The organism is Devosia sp. XGJD_8, assembly GCF_046614475.1.
GTDB lineage: Bacteria > Pseudomonadota > Alphaproteobacteria > Rhizobiales > Devosiaceae > Devosia.
Genome location: NZ_JBKJHF010000001.1, coordinates 587,675 through 607,303, shown reverse-complemented (window position 1 = coordinate 607,303; position 19,629 = coordinate 587,675). Strand labels below are relative to the sequence as shown.

At 61.5% G+C, this 19,629-nt stretch carries 17 protein-coding genes; 10 read left to right on the top strand and 7 right to left on the bottom strand.

What is annotated here, in order from left to right:
• Positions 1-1,282: 1,282 nt before the first annotated feature.
• Positions 1,283-1,786, bottom strand: coding sequence for an SH3 domain-containing protein (locus ACLI1C_RS02770; protein ID WP_411395329.1), 504 nt, complete (start codon positions 1,784-1,786; stop codon positions 1,283-1,285).
• A gap of 359 nt (positions 1,787-2,145) precedes the next feature.
• A complete protein-coding gene (locus ACLI1C_RS02765; protein WP_411395328.1) occupies positions 2,146-3,090 on the bottom strand; it encodes a sodium-dependent bicarbonate transport family permease in 945 nt (314 codons plus the stop codon).
• A gap of 97 nt (positions 3,091-3,187) precedes the next feature.
• On the opposite strand from ACLI1C_RS02765, the gene ACLI1C_RS02760 reads away from it, so the two are divergent.
• The 3 genes from ACLI1C_RS02760 (at position 3,188) to ACLI1C_RS02750 (ending at position 5,789) form a co-directional block, all read left to right on the top strand.
• The gene (locus ACLI1C_RS02760; protein WP_411395327.1) at positions 3,188-4,078 is read left to right on the top strand and encodes a LysR family transcriptional regulator; all 891 of its coding nucleotides are present in this window, start codon (positions 3,188-3,190) and stop codon (positions 4,076-4,078) included.
• Positions 4,079-4,294: 216 nt separating this feature from the next.
• The gene (locus ACLI1C_RS02755) at positions 4,295-4,780 is read left to right on the top strand and encodes a TerB family tellurite resistance protein (RefSeq protein ID WP_411395326.1); all 486 of its coding nucleotides are present in this window, start codon (positions 4,295-4,297) and stop codon (positions 4,778-4,780) included.
• Positions 4,781-4,820: 40 nt separating this feature from the next.
• Positions 4,821-5,789, top strand: a complete 969-nt coding sequence (locus ACLI1C_RS02750) for a TerC family protein (RefSeq protein ID WP_411395325.1) — start codon at positions 4,821-4,823, stop codon at positions 5,787-5,789.
• A gap of 576 nt (positions 5,790-6,365) precedes the next feature.
• On the opposite strand, the gene ACLI1C_RS02745 is transcribed toward ACLI1C_RS02750, so the two are convergent.
• Together ACLI1C_RS02745 and ACLI1C_RS02740 are read right to left on the bottom strand one after the other, a co-directional pair.
• Positions 6,366-6,599: a hypothetical protein gene (locus ACLI1C_RS02745; protein ID WP_411395324.1), complete on the bottom strand. Its 234-nt coding sequence runs from the start codon at positions 6,597-6,599 to the stop codon at positions 6,366-6,368.
• 368 nt (positions 6,600-6,967) lie between these two features.
• The gene (locus ACLI1C_RS02740) at positions 6,968-7,540 is read right to left on the bottom strand and encodes a TetR/AcrR family transcriptional regulator (protein ID WP_411395323.1); all 573 of its coding nucleotides are present in this window, start codon (positions 7,538-7,540) and stop codon (positions 6,968-6,970) included.
• A gap of 119 nt (positions 7,541-7,659) precedes the next feature.
• On the opposite strand from ACLI1C_RS02740, the gene ACLI1C_RS02735 reads away from it, so the two are divergent.
• Entirely contained in the window at positions 7,660-8,067 is a 408-nt protein-coding gene (locus tag ACLI1C_RS02735; RefSeq protein ID WP_411395322.1) for a hypothetical protein, read from the top strand.
• A 53-nt stretch (positions 8,068-8,120) separates the two neighbouring features.
• Here the strand turns inward: ACLI1C_RS02735 and ACLI1C_RS02730 are convergent, their stop codons facing one another.
• On the bottom strand, positions 8,121-8,630 hold the full coding sequence (locus ACLI1C_RS02730; RefSeq protein WP_411395321.1) for a hypothetical protein: 510 nt from the start codon (positions 8,628-8,630) through the stop codon (positions 8,121-8,123).
• A gap of 258 nt (positions 8,631-8,888) precedes the next feature.
• On the opposite strand from ACLI1C_RS02730, the gene ACLI1C_RS02725 reads away from it, so the two are divergent.
• From ACLI1C_RS02725 to ACLI1C_RS02710, 4 genes are all read left to right on the top strand, one after another.
• Complete coding sequence (locus ACLI1C_RS02725; protein WP_411395320.1) at positions 8,889-9,179, top strand: metal-sensing transcriptional repressor; 291 nt, start codon at positions 8,889-8,891, stop codon at positions 9,177-9,179.
• 9 nt (positions 9,180-9,188) lie between these two features.
• A complete protein-coding gene (locus tag ACLI1C_RS02720) occupies positions 9,189-10,508 on the top strand; it encodes an MFS transporter (RefSeq protein ID WP_411395319.1) in 1,320 nt (439 codons plus the stop codon).
• Positions 10,509-11,651: 1,143 nt separating this feature from the next.
• The gene (locus tag ACLI1C_RS02715; RefSeq protein WP_411395318.1) at positions 11,652-13,868 is read left to right on the top strand and encodes a S8 family peptidase; all 2,217 of its coding nucleotides are present in this window, start codon (positions 11,652-11,654) and stop codon (positions 13,866-13,868) included.
• A 258-nt stretch (positions 13,869-14,126) separates the two neighbouring features.
• Positions 14,127-14,849, top strand: a complete 723-nt coding sequence (locus ACLI1C_RS02710; RefSeq protein WP_411395317.1) for a hypothetical protein — start codon at positions 14,127-14,129, stop codon at positions 14,847-14,849.
• On the opposite strand, the gene nirK is transcribed toward ACLI1C_RS02710, so the two are convergent.
• Positions 14,819-15,898 (bottom strand): copper-containing nitrite reductase, encoded by a 1,080-nt coding sequence (gene nirK, locus ACLI1C_RS02705; RefSeq protein WP_411395316.1) that lies wholly within the window; start codon positions 15,896-15,898, stop codon positions 14,819-14,821. The two genes, ACLI1C_RS02710 and nirK, sit on opposite strands and share 31 nt — an antisense overlap.
• 319 nt (positions 15,899-16,217) lie before the next feature.
• On the opposite strand from nirK, the gene ACLI1C_RS02700 reads away from it, so the two are divergent.
• The gene (locus ACLI1C_RS02700; protein ID WP_411395315.1) at positions 16,218-16,553 is read left to right on the top strand and encodes a hypothetical protein; all 336 of its coding nucleotides are present in this window, start codon (positions 16,218-16,220) and stop codon (positions 16,551-16,553) included.
• 114 nt (positions 16,554-16,667) lie between these two features.
• On the opposite strand, the gene ACLI1C_RS02695 is transcribed toward ACLI1C_RS02700, so the two are convergent.
• Positions 16,668-19,025, bottom strand: coding sequence for a heavy metal translocating P-type ATPase (locus tag ACLI1C_RS02695; protein WP_411395314.1), 2,358 nt, complete (start codon positions 19,023-19,025; stop codon positions 16,668-16,670).
• A 186-nt stretch (positions 19,026-19,211) separates the two neighbouring features.
• On the opposite strand from ACLI1C_RS02695, the gene ACLI1C_RS02690 reads away from it, so the two are divergent.
• Positions 19,212-19,601: a c-type cytochrome gene (locus tag ACLI1C_RS02690; protein ID WP_411395313.1), complete on the top strand. Its 390-nt coding sequence runs from the start codon at positions 19,212-19,214 to the stop codon at positions 19,599-19,601.
• Positions 19,602-19,629: the final 28 nt, after the last annotated feature.

The following is a 19,629-nucleotide window of genomic DNA, read 5'->3' as shown; positions in this document are numbered from 1 at the left end:
GGACGGGCGCCAGGAAGTCTATTGAGTATAACTCTATCCTCGCATCCTCAGCCACCTTTCTAGCTCGGCTTTAGTCCGCTGCATGGTGGCCCCTTCCTCCGCGGAGGCCATGCCAGCATGATGTTTAAGCCAACTACCAAACAGCATCGTTGACACCATTGCAGGCTGGTCGAAGGCTCCAAGCCACCACCGAGCTCGTCTCGACGATTGCCCCAGCGGATAATCGCGGATGCATGATTGGGTGGCATGAAGATCTTCCAGTGAGCGTCGTCCCAGGACGTAGGGGGAGTCTGGTCGACCGGCTAGAACGCCAACTCACAGTGACCAACAAGACAGCGCCATCGCCGTGCAGCTTGACCGGGCGCATGATGAGTCATCGCCAACGGCTGATCAACAGTTCGGGCCGATGTCACCTGGCGCGGCAAGCGCCCTATGCGGCCACCTTTTGGGACGGTGTTAACTCCGGCCGCTTTCGACGTTCCGAAAAGACACGGCTATCGACCGAAATAGGGTCGGTAGGCGTCACGCGCCCATCGTCCGGAGCCGCAAGTGCTACCTCGAACTCGTCAGTGATGCAGGGGACAGGTTGGGCTTCTGCAGCACCTGGGTTGTCGTGAGGCGCTCTGCGACCCAGCCCTCAAGAGTAGGACTGAAAGCCACCAAGAGCCATCCCTCCTGGCGATCAAGAACTCGCAGGGCGGGCCCGCGGGGGAGCATCATGATCAGTTCACCCGAGGTGCTGTGACGAACGTTGAGCGAGGCGACATTGACAAAGCGAGGTATGTCAAGCGGCGCGGACGCAGAATGGGATTGCACTGTTATGCCGGAGGTTGCCGATTGCGCGTAGCGACATTGGCGCCGCGACCCGAGTTGCCCGGGCCCCGAACTGAAAAATACCAAACGCAATGATCCCGAACGCCACCCAGCCAACCACACTGGAGTTCTGCATCCGTTTCGCCATTTGTCCTCACTCGTTGCCCATCCATTTAGGGGCAAGCGTCTTAACATGTGGCGTACGCGGCCACCGTACACGCTGCCGAACGTTGCCGAAATCTGGTATCGAATTTGCCCCAGCGGGTCCGTCGACATCCAAGAAATAACCACGGAAGGCTTTGGCGCGTATTGCGCGAAAGAGATAGAGCTTCGCCGCTTCCAACCCGATCAGATTGTATTTCTCCCGATTTCATGTCGGCCGCAGGGCGGGCATGCAGCGCGCAAACGAATGGCCCCTTTGTTCTCCCAGACAAGGCGCTCGTCGCGATAGTCTTGGCGTGAGTGAGGTCTACTGCCCCGAGAGATATCTGCGGTTCACCCAGCCCTCGTAACCCCCGAGGCGCACCTTTTGCCAGCCAGCTGTGGCATAGGGCAGGAACGAGATATCACACTGCCGTCTGGACAGTTTGGTGAGGATGCGCGAATTCGCCGAAGGGAATGCCCTAAGGTTCAGCATGTCGCCGGGGCGAACCCCAGCCACGCAGTACATCGCCGGTGAAACCATCGAAATGTAGTGGCTATTGACCCAGCCAGCATAGTGGCCCTCTTCGATCGGACACCATGAACCCTGGCAAGCGCCGGTGACCATTACGCCGCATTGGCCGTAGCGCAGGGTGGTCACTATCTTGCTCCTCGCGCGGCCCCTTTCACGCACATTTAGAACGTCTGACGATCTCACATTAATGACGCAATGCTCCTCGCCTTGGACAACCTGGGCAGACGCAGCGCCAACCCCGCCTATCACCGATAACAGCGCCACACAAACAAATGCCAGTACCCGCAATTTGAGCATTCGAGACCTCCTCTTTCACGCCTACTACCGCAGCGAGGCTGAACTGCGCCTGAACGTCGAGATGGCTCCGAGGTAGGACGCGCGGTGCTAACAGTGACCCCCTCAGCGAACACCCTGGGACCTTAGCTTTACCTGTTATCCAGCATGAGGTGGTAGCCTGAGCGGTCCTTCGGGGGGAAACAGACGGTCTGCTTCGGCTGAGGCGAGCAAGCGGACGTAGAATTTGACTAGTTCACGCCGGGCGAGTCCTCGATCCGTGGGTCAGAAGAAAGTTCGTTACGGCCTGTCGGTCTGCCCGTGACGCGGCGCGACTGCACCCTGGACTCGATAGCACCATTCCAGCAGGATCGCCGCATGACCTAGGCCAGAAATCCTGCGACCGCGGTCAGGACAGGAATGGCGACCATAACATTGAAGGGGAAGGTTACGGCAAGGGACATGGTGAGCGGCATGCCGGGATCGACCTCGGGCAGCGCCATCCTGATGGCGGCCGGAGCCGCTATGTAGCTGGCACTGCCGGCAAGAATGGCAAGCGCAGCCGCAGAACCAGGATCAAGCCCGATTGCCATGCCGATCAGCACTCCGACCATGCCATTGGTGACGGCAAGCGCGATTGCGAGGGCGACAAGCCTTGGTGAGACGCTGCCAGTGCCAGCCAGGTGGCGCCCCGCCAACAGCCCCATGTCGAGCAGGAAAAGGCAGAGAATGCCACCAAAGGCTCCCTCGAAGACCGGGCGTACCGGTTCGAAACCTGCGGAACCTCCCACGAGACCAATGATGAACCCACCGGCCAGCAGCAGGATCGAACCATCGCGCAGCGTGTGAGAGACATGTTGACGCAATCCGGGCGCCTTACTGGATGCGCGCCGGGCCAGCCACAGGCCGACCAGGATCGCCGGCGCTTCCATGAGGGCCAGCACGGCAACCATGAACCCGGCTACCTCCAGACCTGCCGCCTCCAGCGCCGCAACACCCGTTACGAACGTGACCACCGACACCGACCCGTAATGGGCTGCGACGGCCCCGGCATGCATCCTGTCGAGCCCACCCAGCCGCCGGACGGACCAATATGCGGGAAAGGGAAGCACTAGGCTGAGCCCGAGACCCGCAAGGCCGGCCAGCAGGAGCTCCGGCGTAAAACCGTTCTCTGATACCTGCACCCCGCCTTTGAGGCCGATGGCCGCCATGAGGTAAATTGCGAGCGCCTTGCTGACCGCTTCGGGGATTTGCAGATTGCTGCGGATCAGCGCCGCGAGCAGACCGAGAGCGAAGAACAGGACGGCGGGGGACAGCAAGCTCTGCATGGAAAACCTAGGGTGGGATTTCGGTTGAGGCCGCTCTACCGCAAAGCTTTCGTTCGATAAAATTCATTGATTGAATGGAAACATTCCCTAAATTCGAATGATGTCGTCCCTCAACTTCCATCATCTGCGCTATTTCCTGGCGGTGGCCCGCGAAGGCAACCTGACCCGAGCGGCGCGCAATCTGTCTGTGTCGCAGTCTGCGCTCTCCACGCAGATCCAGATGCTGGAGGCCCGGCTGGGTCATGCACTTTTCGAACGTGTCGGGCGCCGCCTGGTGCTGACGGAGGCGGGGCGGATCGCACTCGATCATGCGCAGGCCATCTTCGACCTCGGTGAGGACCTGCTGACGACGCTGCGGGTGGGGTCCGGCCGCCGCCAGGTGCTGCGAGTGGGTGCCCTTGCCACGCTATCGCGCAATTTCCAGATCGATTTCCTGCGCCCCTGTCTCGGCCGTACGGATCTCGAGGTCGTATTGACATCGGGGAGCCTGGTTGAGCTGACGGGGATGCTGCGCCGGCTGGACCTCGATGTCGTGCTAAGCAATGCAGCACCCGGCACGGGGTATGCGGATGGTCTAGTGGCCCATCGGCTGGCGCGCCAGCCCATCAGCCTCTTTGGTTCGCCCGCGCTTGGTTGCTTTGCAACAACCCCTGCTGAGGCCCTCATGGCACATGGCGTGATCCTGCCGACCGGCGCCAGCAATATCCGCACCGAGTTCGATGCGCTCTGTGCCCGCCTCGATATCGTGCCTTCGGTCGTGGCGGAAGTGGACGACATGGCCATGCTGCGTCTGATGGCCCGCGAGGCCATCGGTCTTGCCCCGCTGCCAGCCATTGTCGTGCGCGACGAACTCGATGCCGGCAGCCTGCGCGAAGTCGTCCGGCTGCCGGGCATCGAAGAGACCTTCTATGCTCTCACATTCCAGCGACAATTCCAGAGCCCGGTTTCCGAGGAACTGATTGCCGCGGCGTCGCACTGGCTTGCCTGACAAAAAATCGGCGTTGCCCTCTTGCCGCTCTATTTTCCCATACCAATCTTGAATGGCGTGACCGGGCCCCTCTGGCGTCGGCGGCAATGGCCGCCCGCGATGTCGGATCACCTCGGCAGGGCCCGCGGGCATCTGCGTCTGGTGCCCGATCGTCGTCCAAGGTCTCCATGCGCACTCCCTCAGCCCCCTCGAGCGGCACTATGAGAGGAGTTATGCATGAGCAAAGACAGATACATTCAGAACGACGATATTTTCCTGCGCGGCGCCCGCCTAAGGGCCCGTCAGGATGCCGCTGCGCACGAGATGCATCAGGATGCTGTTCGTGCGACAGCCGAACAGTTCTTTCAGGCCCTCGTCGCTGCAGTCGCCGTGATTGCCCACGCGGATGGCCGGCTTGAACTGGCTGAGAGGCGAACGCTGGTCGAAGCTTTCATCGCCAGCACGGCGAAGAAAGGTTTCTCGGTCACCGAGCTCGCCCAGGAACTGTCAGAGTATGGCCGCGCCTATGATTACGATCCTCATACCGCCGACCAGCGGGCCCTTTCGTCCCTCTCGGCCAGCAAACTCAGCAGCGAAGAGCGCCAGTCGATCCGGCAGATCTGCCACCAGGTGATCACGGCCGATGGCCTGGTGCATCCAGTCGAACTGGGTGCACTCCACCGCGTCGAACGGGCCCTCGGCCTCGCGGGAGGCGCATTGTGAGCCTCAACGGGCTTGAACCTCTCGGCGGCGAGGCGCGCAGATGGATATTCTGACCGGCCTCTTTCTGGGCCAGCCGCTCTGGATGTGGCTGGCTTTCCTCGGCCTTGTGATTGCCCTTTTGGCCTTTGACCTGGGCGTGCTGCATCGCGATGGGCACGAAATCGACGTGCGCGAGAGCCTTTTGCTCTCAGGCTTCTATTTCGCGCTCGGCCTGGCTTTTGGTGGCTTCGTCTGGTGGCAGTTGGGCGCCCGGTCGGGCGTCGAATACCTCACTGGCTTCGTGGTCGAGAAAAGCCTCGCCATGGACAATGTCTTCGTCATCGCGATGATCTTTGGGTATTTCGCTATCCCGCGCCAGCTCCAGCATCGCGTGCTGTTCTGGGGTATTCTTGGCGTTATCGTCCTGCGGGCGATCATGATCGGCTTTGGCGCCACGCTGGTGTCCGAATTCGGCTGGGTGCTCTATATCTTTGCAGCCTTCCTCATTTTGACCGGCATCCGCATGCTGATGACAGGTCACGAGGAAACCGACCTCAGCCGAAATCCGATCTTATTGTTTATGAAGGGGCGCTTCCGCGTCACGGAAAGCCTGCACGGGGATCGCTTCTTCGTTCGCCAACTCAACCCAAAGAGCGGGCGGATGGTGCGCTACATGACGCCGCTATTTCAGGCGCTCGTCATGATCGAGATCGCCGATGTGATATTTGCCGTGGACTCGGTGCCGGCCATCTTCGCCATCACCACCGATCCATACATCGTCTACACGTCCAACATCTTCGCCATCCTCGGCCTCCGCGCGCTCTATTTTGCGCTTGCCGCCATCATCCACCGCTTTGCATATCTCAAGCAGGCGCTCGCGATCCTCCTGGTCTTCATTGGCTCGAAGATCTTCGTAGCGGACATGCTGGGTTGGGAGAAATTCCCCGCCGAGTGGTCGCTGGGTGTCACTGCGGTGATCCTGGCCAGCGGTGTTTTCTATTCGCTTTGGAAGACGGCACGGCCTCGGTAACAAACCATGGGGACGCGTTCACTCGCGTCCCCATAGCGCCCCATTTCAGATGAGGTGTATGGCTCCCGCTCCCGGCATCTGAGTGCCAAAGTGGGTTTGCTATCAGGCAACTCGAGCAAAGGAGCCATCCGCCATGCAGATTACCACCGTGGGCCTAGACCCGTCAGCTTTCAGGATATCGAAAAGGCGGCCTGAATGGCTAAAATGGGGTCGACTGCTGCCTGGCAGAGACGCGCCCCGTTCCGGTATTCCAAGTCGCCGCGACCGTCGGCTACCAGCGGACGTCAGATTTGTGGTCTGGTGCTCGGCGAAGATCGGGGCAAGGTCAACGTGAGCCTCTCCGCATGGAGAACCAAGCATCGCGAATTACGGCTTGGGGCCATTTGGATCGGCCGACGGGCAATTGGACCTGGGGATGAGTGACACGCAATTGCGAGGCGGCTGACCAAGTGAAACAGCAATGGGCCTCTGAACTGCCGCCACTTCGCGTTCCCCTTTGATTGTCCCTTTGAATATTGCGGACTCAAATCATTTCTGGCCCGGCCCGTAGCCATTGCCACGGGCACCGGTGCGGCATCAGATGACTTGCCCTTTCGGAAGCGGGCTTGGCGCATTCTCCTCCTCTGCCGCAGATGCAATTCCCAAGGAAAATGCTTCAAGAAGGGCATCGGAAATTGCGACCGCCAAAAGCGTACTCTCTGCCTCTATCTCGAATATCTGGAGCTGATGTGCGCAGGTGACCAGCGCTGAGCCTTCGCATTCAACGATGTCTTGTGCCTTTGCGAGCGCCCAAGCTGTAAGGTTTTGCATAAAAGACCTCCGCCGTTAGATCACCCTCCTTTAGATTGCCTAATCTTCGTTATTATAACCTGCCCACGACCCATAGGATTTTACGCGCTAAGCATGTACCGTGCTTCTCCCACGGCTACTCGACATCTGAAGAACATTTCCGGAAAGACACCGGAGGGCGCGGACTTGCAATTCGCTTCCCATGTCGAAAAACCTTGCTGGAACCTTCAGCTCGGCCACCAGCCAAATCCCCACGCCGAGAGCTAGGCCGCTCTCGCCCCCTGCCCTGCCGGGCGGCATGTTTCCCCCATTCCTGCCGTTCTGAGGTCTGCCTTGGATCTTGTACTGTCGGTCCGCATGCCGGCGCAACGCTCCCCCTTTGAACGTTTTCATTTCTGCGGGGCAGAGGCAACTATGCCATCCACCAAGGCATGAAATGCGCTGTCGTCAGCAAGCGAGGGCGCGTATCGCCTTGCATCGTACAGCCCCATGAGGGCTAGATAGATGCCGGTGCCCAGCCGCTGTGCAGGGGTGCGGTCATAACCCATGAGCTGAAGAATTTGAGCTAGGTAGGCAACTCGTCGATCGTCCACACGGGCGATCCGTTCGGCCACAACCGGCTCCTCCGCAGCCCACGCGCGCAGGGCTGCCTCGGCACGCGCAACGTCCACGCCCCGCTCTGAGGGGACCAACGCAGCGTCAGCCACTGCTCGCAAGCGTTCGGCCGGGTGCTCAACGGTGTCGACGGAACTGATCACCAAGCTGGTACCTTCAGTTTCCCAGAAATCTAGCAAAGCAGTCAGAAGCGCCGGGCGGTCGGCGAAATGCCAGTAAAAGGAGCCTTTGGAAGTGTTGAGCCGCCGCGCCAGCTTCTCGATCCGCACAGCGCCGATGCCGCCTTCTGCAAGTGCTGCGAGCGCCGCAACGATCCAGTCCTGCGGCCGGAACCGTCTGTTTGTCATCTCGCCACCACCCCCGAAACCGCGTCAGACCGCCACATCCATACGGTAGCGTATGGACAACTGCAAGCGCAGGTGCCAGAACATACGGAGCCGTATGGCCAAATTGCTGGGAGGCAAACATGCGCACTGAAAGAGCGGAACTGCCTTTTTCGTGGTACTTTCTTGCTGCAGCTGCAGTGTCACTGATCACCAGTGCCATCCACGTCTTGGCCGGCACCCCCGAGATAATGGCGCCGCTTCTCGCCAGCACTCTGCCGCCTGTTGTGAAAGGTGTTTTTTATGTCATGTGGCACCAAATCACTGCCTTGCTTCTGCTCGGCAGTGGCGCTTCACTTGTGGCTGCAGCACGACCAGCCTGGCGACTGCCGGTCGCCGTGTTGATTGGTGGCCAATTCGCGCTCATCTCGGTGCTGTTCCTCACCCTGGGGGCGATGTGGTTCTCTAGTCCATGGCCAATGCCGCAGTGGGTGCTCTTTGGAGCCATGACTGTGCTGCTGCTGATCGGTTACCGACGCGGCGCTGCTTGAGGCAGTAGGTCTTGGGGCCACGGCGAAGGCCGTGACCCACACGCACGTGCAGTCTACTCGCCGGCTTTCTTGTCCTGGCCGGGCGGAGAGTCTTTACCCTGGCCTTGGCCATTTTCGGAGCCACCGTCACCCGGGCCTTGGCCACTTTCGGAGCCACCGTCGTCCGCCTTCTTGACCTGGCCGGGCGCGAAGTCCTTGGCGTCGCCGTCCTGCTGACCTGGCGCTGCTTCGTTGGCCGGCCCTTCCTGCTGGCCTGGCGCAAACTCACGTGCGCTGCCGTTACTAGTATCGTCCAACTCGTTGATAGCGGTAACCAGATCGTCGGTAGACACGGATGCCACGCAGGTATCCGCAATGGTGTCCGCTTCGACCCCGCACACCTCTGCGGCCAACTCAGCCGGCAAGTCGATGGAGGAAGGCAGGTCATCAACATCGATGCCAAGTTCGGCAGCTAGTTCTGCGGATATGCTAGAGAGGTCGACGGTCACGGTTTCCGCTTGGGCAAATACGGCAGTCGAAATGGTCAAAGCAGCGGCCAAGGCGACAAGAGGGAGCTTACGCATGGTTTTTCTCCGTTTCAGAGCGGGTTCGTAGGGATGAACCTGTCCGGAGCGTCACGCTACCAAACTCCCCATGAAACGTGCCTTATGCCGGATGTCAGCGACGCGTAAGGACAGATCCGACATCTTTAGACGGCTCCTCTGATCCCGGTCGGCCGACCAGCCGCCAAGGAGGGTCCGCTCCCCGGCCTTCATTGGACGAGAGCCTCAACCTGTCTTGCAGCCTTGCACACGATCCCCCAGGGGGGATAGTGATGCCGCATGACCGATGTAGAATTGCACCCCCACCGCCACGCCACCCATCCGCAGATCGTCAAGCGCCTCAAGCGGGCTGATGGACACCTCAAATCGGTGATCGACATGATCGAAGGCGGGCGGCCCTGCCTCGACATTGCCCAGCAGTTGCACGCCGTGGAAATGGCCATCGCCCAAGCCAAGAAGACCCTGATCCACGACCATCTCGACCATTGTCTCGCCGACGCCGTGGGACCACTCACCGATGCGAACCGGGCGCGGATCGACGAGTTCCGCGACATTGCCAAATACCTCTAGGAGGCCCTGATGCTGGCCGTTCTCCGCAATCGCACCTATCGTCACCTCTTTTTGGCGCAGGTGATCGCCCTCATCGGGACGGGGCTCGCCACAGTGGCGCTTGGGCTGCTCGCCTTCAACCTGGCCGGCGACAATGCGGGTGCGGTGCTGGGCACAGCCCTCGCCATTAAGATGATTGCCTATGTCGGGGTGGCGCCCATTGCCTCGGCCTTTGCCGAGAGACTGCCGCGACGCGCCATGCTGGTTGCGCTCGACCTGGTGCGGGCCGGCGTGGCGGCGATGCTGCCCTTCGTGACCGAAATCTGGCAGGTCTATATCCTGATCTTCCTGCTGCAATCGGCCTCCGCGGCGTTTACGCCGACCTTCCAGGCGACCATTCCCGACGTCCTGCCGGATGAGCGGGACTATACCCGCGCCCTCTCGTTGTCCCGGCTGGCCTATGACCTCGAAACCGTGGTGAGCCCGCTACTGGCCGCCGCGCTCCTGACGGTCATTTCGTTCAACAGCCTGTTCGCCGGAACTGTCATCGGCTTTGCCGCATCGGCCCTGCTGGTGGTTTCGGTCGTGCTGCCCAGCCCCAAGCCGGCCGCCGCGCGTGGTACTTATGATCGTACCACCCGCGGCCTTCGTATCTATCTCAAGACACCGCGTCTTCGCGGCCTGCTGGCGCTGACCTTTGCCGTATCGGCAGCGGGAGCCATGGTCATCGTCAACACCGTGGTCCTGGTCCAAGCAGGATTTGGCTTGGACCAGCAGTGGACAGCCATCGCCCTTGCCGCCTTCGGCGCCGGATCGATGGGGGCGGCATTCGCTCTGCCGGCGCTCCTCGACCGGTTTCCCGACCGGGCGGTTATGCTGGTCGGCGCCACCCTGCTCGTTGTTGCGATGCTGCTGGGCAGCCTGCTTGTCGGCTATGCCAGCCTGCTCGTCCTGTGGGCTGTCGTTGGCATCGGGTACTCCGTGACGCAGACCCCTGCGGGGCGCCTGCTACGCCGGTCGTCCAATCCCGAGGACCGCCCGGCATTGTTCGCGGCCCACTTCGCGCTGTCACATGCGACCTGGCTGGTGACCTATCCCCTCGCCGGGTGGCTGGGCGTTGCGGCTGGATTGCCGCTGACCTTCCTCGCCATGGCCGCCATTGCCGCTGCCGGACTTCTTGCGGCCTTGTATATGTGGCCAGCCCACGATCCGATGATCGTCGAGCACAGCCATGCTGATTTGCCAGAGGGTCATGCCCACATCGCCGATGCGCGACGTGCTGGCGCCGACTATGTCCACGCCCATGATTTTGTCATCGACAACAAACATGTCTCATGGCCGACGCGGTGACAGATATCCTGGGCGACGCCCAGTGCACGCCGAAAATAAGTACAGTGGCATGACATACATACGCACTTCATGGATACTGGTACGCGCCGCCAGTTTTAAAAAACCTCCATTAGGATAAAACGGTCTTGGAAGAAATAAACGAACGCGGCATGAGACAAGGTATCGGCAACGCGTGCCTGGTATGGTCGTACTTCAAGATGATATTACGCGGTTCCCTATCATTCTCGTAAACAGATCGGGATCCGGTTTGACACTTGAATTTTCAGAAAATGTATCCCTACCGGGATCGTTTAGGATTTTGTTTGATCGGACTATCGAGCCCTGCAGGCTGGTTTGGCAGCAAGGCCGGTTTGCGGGCGTGCAATTGCTAGCTCCCGAGGAAGGGGCTTTTCCATAGATCAAGTGACAAGGGTGAACGGCTGCCTCTGGTTAGCGGATAGTGGGCGGTAGCCTTGGAGCAGCTAAGCGCGCCGGATTGCGGTTACGCAGCACCTTTGATGGATCAGGAGCAAAGTCCTTGCTTCCTATGAAAAAGTCAGCCTTTGGGGCATAGGCTGTCGAAGTTCGGCTTGGCCGGCAACACTAGACTCAGCTACCCCGGTCCAAATGACCATGGAAGAACTCACCCCTGAAGCCCTCACCCTCCTCAAGAGCCTCATAAACCGACCACATCCCGTCGAGGATGGCCCCCTGCTGCAACTCCTGTTGGCGGACCGCCTGGTAATGGGCGGGCCAAGTAAGGTTCATCTGACGGGCTCGGGGAAACGGCTGCTGGCGATGCACGCCTCGGCTGCGGAGTAGCAACAACTGCATTCTCGCCACTCTGTTTGCAGGCAGGGGGGCACCAATGCCCCCGCCTTTCGAGCTTTGACCGAAATGTGATCGGACCGATTCCTGCTAGTCCCAAATGTGATCAGCCGTGCAGTTGCCGCTGTGCTAACGGCTGGCCTGTCGCGTCCCGGGGGGCCAGAACGTGTTCAGGGCCCTTGCATGCACACTTCCCACCCCCTCCGACTGTCCCCGCTGTTCGTTGTGCTGGCACTGGCCGGCTGCTCAAGTGGCGGCTCCAGCTCGGACTCCAGCACTATTGCCAGCGTGCCGTCGCCACCGGCCCCACCGGCCAGCACTTGGGCCAACGGCGGTGTGTCCTTCGACCCGGTGCGGGCGCAGCAAATGCTCACATCTGCCGAATTCCGCGGTGCTGACGCCAACTGCGTCTATGCTGGCTGCGCCCCGTCCGGCGGCCCGGCGACCGGGCAGTCCCAGGCATTTGCCTTGCACAACCTAAACACTGCGCTGTCATCGGGGCTGACAGGCGCTGGCCAGATTGTAGCGATCGTGGATAGCGGCTTTCGGACGACACACCAGGAATTTGCCGGCAAAACCATCCACCAGTCAGGCGCCTTGCCCAGTACTGACCACGGCACACATGTCGCCTCCCTCGTCGCCGGCATTCAGGACGGTAGGGGCATGCATGGCGTGGCGCCGGGCGCGGATCTGCATCTGACCGCCATCAACCCCACCGGTGGCGCCACGCTGGACCTTGCCAATGTCACAGCTGGGACGCTGCACGCGGCGTCCCTGGGCGCGGTTGCGCAGAACAACTCCTGGGGCTTCAGCGTCTCGGCTGCCGACTTCCAGACCCATCTGCAGGCCAATCCCGGGCGGACAGTCGCACAGGGGCTCCAAGCGGTGATTGGCAATTATGGATCGGCGAACTGGCAGGCCTATCTGGATGCGCTGGACGGTTTTCAGACTGGCGGCGTGGTGGTCTGGGCGCTGTCGAATGACAATGCCATGACTTCGGGCGACGTTATGGCCGCCTTGCCTTACTTCGACCAGCGGCTGCAGGGTGCCTGGGTTGCCGCGGCCAACGGCTATTTCGAAGTCGACGGATCGGGCAGCATCACCAAGGCCATTCGCCTGTCCGCCGCCTGCGGGTTGGCCGCAAGTTTCTGCGTGGCTGGTGACGGCACCACGACTGCCGCCAATGCGACCTCCAACACAGCGTATTCCGGCGGAACCGGAACGTCCTATGTCGCGCCACAAATCGCGGGCACAGTGGCGCTTCTGGCCGAGGCCTTTCCCGACCTGACGCCGGAGGAATGGACCAAGCGGCTGCTGGCCAGCGCGGATAACAGCTGGTTCGGACGCTTAGGCGTGACGGTGAGTGGCACGGTGGATTATGGCAACGGCGTCACCCACGCCTATTCGGGCGAATGGGGCCACGGCGTCCTCGATATCGCAGCCGCATTGAGTCCCATCGGCAGCGTCTCCGTGCTGTCAGGGGACCATGTCGTCACGAGTGAGCGGGTCGGCCTGAGCGACAGTATCGTCGCGACGCCGAACAGCTTTGGCGACGGGTTGCAGATGGCGCTTTCCGGATCGGACATCGCGGTTTTTGACGCGCTCAACCGGGCTTATGCAGTGGAAGGGTCGGCCCTCGTAGCCGCCCAGTCCGCGTCCATGCTGCCCGGCCTGATGGCCTCGGTGGAGCGGCCAAGATGGGGTGCGCTGCCGTCGCACCGCTCGGTCCTGGCGACAGGTTCGGGTGAGGGGAAGACCGGAACCGGCAACCTGGCGGTTCTGAACTCGGCCAATGGACTGTTCGAGACTTCGGCCGATGCGGCACCCCACGGGGGAGTTTCAGTTTTCTCGCTGGCCCGCGGCACCATTGCGGCGACATCGGCGCAACGCGTCGGCCCGGTCGAGATCACCGCCATTGGCTTTGCCGGTCAGGGTGCTGCTGCTGCCACCAATACCGTAACCGGAACCGGGTTGAACCTGGCCACGGGTGAGCAGAGTCGCGTCAGTGTCGGCGTCAGTTATCTGGGCGAACAGGGCAGTCTACTCGGGCTGGCGGAAAACGGCGCCTTCGGCTGGGGCGATGGCAGCAGTCTTACCACCCTGCATCTCGGCCTTGATCAGCAGGTGACCTCCACATTGGGGCTGTTCGGCAGGTTTGAATATGGCAACGCCACTCCCATCGGGAGCAATAGAGGCCTCGTCACTTCGATCAGCGACATTCAATTCTCCGCATTCGAGATCGGGGCACGACTGGGGAGCGTCTGGGCGAGCCAGGACATGCTCAGCCTTTCGATTGCACAGCCGCTGCGCATCGAAGCGGGAACGATGGAGTTGCAGCTTCCCACTGGACGCACAAGCAAAGGCAGCATCGAACAACGCCAGGTCGCGGCAGACCTTGAGCCCGCCGGCCGGGAGCTCGACCTCGGCCTAGGCTATCAGGTGCCAGTTGGGTCAGGCCGGCTCCAACTTGGGCTGCAATACCGGCTGGACGCCGGCCATGTGCGAGGTGCCTCTACGATGGGCGTGGCGATGGGCTTCGGGCAAACATTCTGAGCCTTGGCTCTTAGCTTCGCGGGCATCGAAGTCGCGACATCAAAACCCGTTCCGGGAACCTTCATGCTTCAATAACGGTCGCACCACGGGGGACGTCTACTATCCGCTCAGTATAGAAAGCTGCCAGTCGGGATTCTGCCCCACCTTGCCCTTCCGCTCAGCGCCCCATTTCAGATGAGGTGGACTGCTCCCTCTCCCGGCATCTGAGTGCCAAAGTGGGTTTGCTGTCAGGCAACCCGAGCAAAGGAGCCATCCGCCATGCAGATTACCACCGTGGGCCAAGATCGGAGCAAGAGTGTTTTTCAGGTTATGCCGTTGATGCGTCTGGAGATGTTGCTGTGCGCAAACACTCCGGCGATCGCAGGTTCTGCCTTCACCAGGGCAACGCCCTGTCTGATTGGCATTGAGGCGGGCGGCACATCCCACCATTGGGCTCGAGAGCTAACAGAGGTCCGGTCAGCCCTGTTCCTGGCGGCCAACACCATCATGAACGGCCGAGGCCAACCCTCGTCTCTGCGCAGCTTCGGTGCTCGGCTGGCCCGCAAGAAGGGCCGCAAGCGCGCGCTGGTCGCCGTGGCGCGCAAACTTGCCGTGGTGCCCATGCCATGTGGACCGATGGCACCCTGTTCTGCAACGTCGAGAAGGAGGCGCTCGCCTGACGATGTGATCTCCTACCAGGAAAACCAGCTCGTCGTTGCAGCTCGTCCGGTGCGGACCAGGGAGCCGGGGCAAAGCCGCAACTGTCTGCTGCGCATCATAGCGCGTCTGAAAGCAAGGCACCCCGACCCGATCCGACCAATGCTTGTGGCAGCTCCGGCTCGCGCCGCCATGCCGACCACGAAAAGAAGCGTGACCCGGCCAGGACGAAACGCAGTGGAAGAGAAGATCGGAGCTTGGCCCCAATGCCCGATTAAAGAAGCAGACATGAACCCCAGCGGCGGGCCCTCCCATCAGTGCGCGGCGTGCTCATTGGCGGCTTGAGTTGCCGTCTCTTTTGGGGGTCCGGCCGCGTCAAAGACCTCTGGCGCGTCTGCTCCCTCGACGATGAGTCTGCCGACCAGACCGCGGGCGGCACGGGACAAAGCGTGGTCCACCAGCAAGAATTCACCAGGCACTTCGAGGGTGAGATCGACTACGGCCGCACCTCCTGGCGGCACCGAGATTGTCGAAACATCCGACATGGGAGCCGTTGAAAGCGCCCCCAGAGCATCGACCGTGTCGAAAATCTCCCCGATGACGTGGAAGCTGGATTCCTTGTTGGGGCCCCCGACGCCGAAATAGATCCTTATCGTCTCCCCGACCTTTGCCTTCAGCGCGTAGTCTCCCGTCAGCGCCTCTGCGGAGCCGTTGAACACGTAGTATTCTGGCTGCTCGTCCAGCAAACGTTCGAGGCTGCTGGTCAACTGCCCCTTGGAGCCGAAGTCCTCCGCCGTGTAGATCTCGCCCTGCATGACGTAGAATTCCTGGTCGACCGGTGGCAGTCCCATTTCTGGCTCGACGAGGATCAGTCCGTACATGCCATTGGCGATGTGCTCTGCCGCCAGTGGTGTCGCGCAGTGGTAGACATAGAGCCCCGGTTTCATCGCCAGGAACGAAAAGCTCCTGGCTTCACCAGGTGCGGCATGGGTTGCCTCGCCTCCACCGCCCGGTCCGGTTGCGGCGTGGAAATCGACATTGTGGGGCTCGGCACTGTCCGCCATATTTTGCAGGTCGATTTCGACGGTGTCGCCCACGCGGGCCCGCACGAAGGGTCCGGGCACCTTACGGTTGAAGGTCCAGTAATGGTAGGTGGCGCCATCAGCCAGGGTGCCGGTGACCTCCACTGTCTCAAGACCGACCCTGATGGTCTGGGGGCCGCGCTCACCGATGGGACCCGGCAAATCCGTTGCGGCCCTGACGATGTCGAGCGGCGCCTCCGCCGTCCCGTTTTCGACTGGATGCGCGTGCGAGCCCGCTCCAAACGTGGGTGATGTCAGGATGCCAGCGATAGTGAGTCCAGCAATGGCGTGGCGCAGGTATAAGGATGGCATGGCTGACCTTCTTTGAAGATGATCGCCTCACTAGGCTTGGGAACCGATGCGAGGTCTTTGCGCTCGCTCAAATTGACTGCCCACTCTCTGCAACGTGACCCGTTTCGCTCTTGGCCGCGGAACCCGTCTGAGTCGAGAGCGTCTACCCACACTGCTGGGGGTCCCTAGTGCACGTCTATGGACTGGCGCTAGGTCAAAATCACTACAGTTGGTGTTCCGCTGAACGCCCAGATCCCATCCAAATACGCCTTGACCTTGCCACCGTGGCCAGCCTGACAAGGTTCGGCAGTAGTTCCAGTCTGCCACAAGGTCCACGACAATGAGCAATCCCAATACAGGCTGCACCGCCTTCGCATCGACCGCTGACGGCTGCGCTTCTGGCCTCATACCCCATCCCCGCTCCACCCTCGGTCGTCAGGAGCGGTCACCCGCGACCGCGGAGCCTGCCAATCTGCTTGTCGCGTTCGCGATCTGGATCACGAAAGCGCAGACCGCTCGTTCTCGCCGGGCAGCGCTGTTAGGCCTGCTCGAGCTAGATTATGCCCGGCTGGACGAACTCGGCATCTCGCGCGACGATTTGCTCAGAGCCATGACCTCAAACGCCCAAGCCGGATCTATCCTCCACGCTGCTCGGGCCCGCAATTCGAGCAACTGATCGATCTTGGATCGTGTCGGCGAGAACCCGATCCGAGATCCCAGGGCGGATTTGGCAGCGTCCCTTCGAAGTGTAGCGCCACCCTCGCCATAGCCTTCAGCAGGAAGGGTTGTCTTATTCGATCCGCGCCGACCGCAGTCGAAGCGAATTTCCGATGACGCTGACCGAGGAAAGCGCCATGGCCGCGGCAGCGATCGCCGGAGACAAGGTCAATCCAAAGAACGGGTAGAGCACGCCGGCGGCCACCGGGACCCCCGCGGCATTATAGGCGAAGGCAAAGAACAGGTTCTGGCGGATATTGGCCATGGTTGCCTGCGACAGGGCGCGAGCCTTGACGATGCCCATCAGGTCGCCGTTGAGCAGCGTGACGCCAGCGCTTTCGATGGCGACATCGGTGCCGGTTCCCATGGCAATGCCGACATCGGCCGCGGCAAGCGCCGGGGCGTCATTCACGCCGTCTCCAGCCATCCCAACGACACCACCCTGTTCGCGCAAGCGGTTGACGACCTCGCTCTTGCGCTCCGGCAGGACGTCCGCTTCCACGGCCTCGATGCCCAGTTTGCGGGCGACGGCATCGGCGGTTACCTTGTTATCGCCCGTCATCATCACGACCTTGATACCCTGCAGTGCAAGCTCTGTCAGGGCAGCTGGGGTGGTCAGGCGAATGGGGTCGGAAATCCCGATGACTCCGGCGAGGCGCTTGTCGATCCCTACCAGGATCGCTGTAGCGCCATCGGCGCGAAGCGCATTGGCACGATCCGTCCAGGTGTCCGTGTCGATGCCCATGGATTTGAGGTATTTAGCACTACCGATGTGCAGTTGCTGCCCCTCGACCATTCCGGTGAGGCCCTTGCCGACAGGCGAGTCCACGTCCGTTGGGTCTGAGAGGGTCAGGCCGCGTTCCTTGGCCGCGTTGATAATGGCGAGGCCCAGAGGATGCTCGCTTGCCCGCTCGAGGCTCGCCGCAAGGCGGAGAAGGCTTTCCTCGCCGCCGTCGTTTGCGGGAATGATGGCCGTGACAGCCGGCTTGCCCTCGGTGAGCGTGCCGGTCTTGTCGACCACGAGGGTATCGACCTTCTCCAGCCGCTCCAGAGCCTCAGCATTCTTAATTAGAAGACCGAGCGTGGCGCCCTTACCGACGCCAACCATGATGGACATCGGCGTTGCCAGCCCGAGGGCACAGGGACACGCAATGATCAGCACCGAAACCGCTGCCACTAGACCATAGGCAAGGCGCGGCTCCGGCCCCCATATGCCCCAGGCGATGAAGGCGATGACCGCAATGCCGATGACCAGCGGCACAAACCAGCCGGACACCTGGTCGGCGAGCTTCTGGATCGGCGCTCGTGAGCGCTGGGCGGCAGCCACCATCTGGACTATCCTGGCCAGCAATGTGTCCTGGCCGATCTGCACCGCTTCCATCACCAGTCCACCGGACTGGTTGATGGTGCCACCGATCAATCGATCCCCGACTTCCTTGGTGACGGGCATGGACTCTCCGGTGACCATGGATTCGTCGAGCGCACTGCGGCCCTCTATGACCTTTCCGTCGACCGGCACCTTTTCGCCGGGCCTGACCCGCAAGCGATCGCCGACAGCGATCATTTCGATGCCGACTTCCTCATCCGATCCATCGGCGCCAATGCGCCGTGCCGTCTTCGGCGCCAGGTCCAACAAGGCCTTGATGGCCCCGGATGTCTGTTCGCGCGCCCGCAGTTCGAGCACCTGACCTAGCAGGGCCAGCGCTGTGATCACGGCAGCCGCTTCGAAATAAACTGGCACCGCCCCACCCATGCCGCGCATGTCAGCCGGGAAGATGCCAGGCAGGACAGTAGCGATGACGGAGTAGAGCCAGGCCACGCCAATGCCCATGGCGATCAGGGTGAACATGTTGAGGCTGCGGTTGACCACGGACGCGGCCCCACGCTCGAAGAACGGCCAACCGGCCCAGAGCACCACCGGCGTGGCCAGGACCAATTGAACCCAGTTCAGGTTCTGCGGCGATATGAAGGCATGGAAATTGAAGAGATGGCTGCCCATCTCCAGCAGGAACACCGGCACCGCCAATGCCGTGCCGATCCAGAAACGCCGGGTCATGTCGACCAGTTCGGCGCTTGGACCAGTCTCGGCGGTCGGCATCTCCGGCTCCAGCGTCATGCCGCAGATCGGGCAGTTACCGGGATGATCCTGGCGGATCTGGGGGTGCATCGGACAGGTATAGACCGTGCCGGGAGCCGCCGCGGGTGGCGGCGCCCCCGCCTTGACAAGGTAGGCGGCAGGGTCGGCCACGAACTTGTCGTGGCATTTGGCCGAGCAGAAATAGAATGTGTCGCCTGCATGCCTGGCGCTGAATTTGGCCGTGGCGGGATCGACCGACATACCGCAGACCGGATCCTTCACCTGGTGCCCGGCATGGGTCTTAGGCTGGGCGTGGTGATCATGATGTTGGGGCGTATCGGTGGTGCCGTTCATATCACTGTCCTCTGGTTCGATCGCCGAAGTGTGCGCCTTCCCACCGTGACAAGGTCAAGCCCTTTCGTCACTTCGTCGTCATCGGCTCAGCTGCGCTCGTCGGACCGACTTGTGGAGGGTATTCTCAGACGTTGGTACCTTGGAGTTCGGCGAATGGATTCGCGCATCCCTGGAGTCAGTTGCCCAATGAACCTCCTGCTGGCGCTGACTGTGACGATTTTTGTGGCGAGTACAGCACTGGCGCAACCGGCACAGCCTGACGGTCAGGCGCTCTACCTGGAGTATTGCGCCAGTTGCCACGGCGCCAACCTCGAGGGCCAGCCCAACTGGATGGAGCGGCTGCCGAGCGGACGATTGCCGGCGCCGCCCCATGATGAGAGGGGACATACCTGGCACCATTCCGACGAGCAACTGCTCAGGATCGTGCGCGATGGCCTGGCTGCCATAGCCCCCGGATACCAAACGGACATGCCCGCATTCCGGGGAACGCTCAGCGACCAGGAGATCGTGGCCATCCTCGACTACATTAAACAAACCTGGCCCGATCGCGAGCGGGAGGTGCAGCGGAGCCGATGATCTCCCTCGCACCTCGGCTCCATGCAAG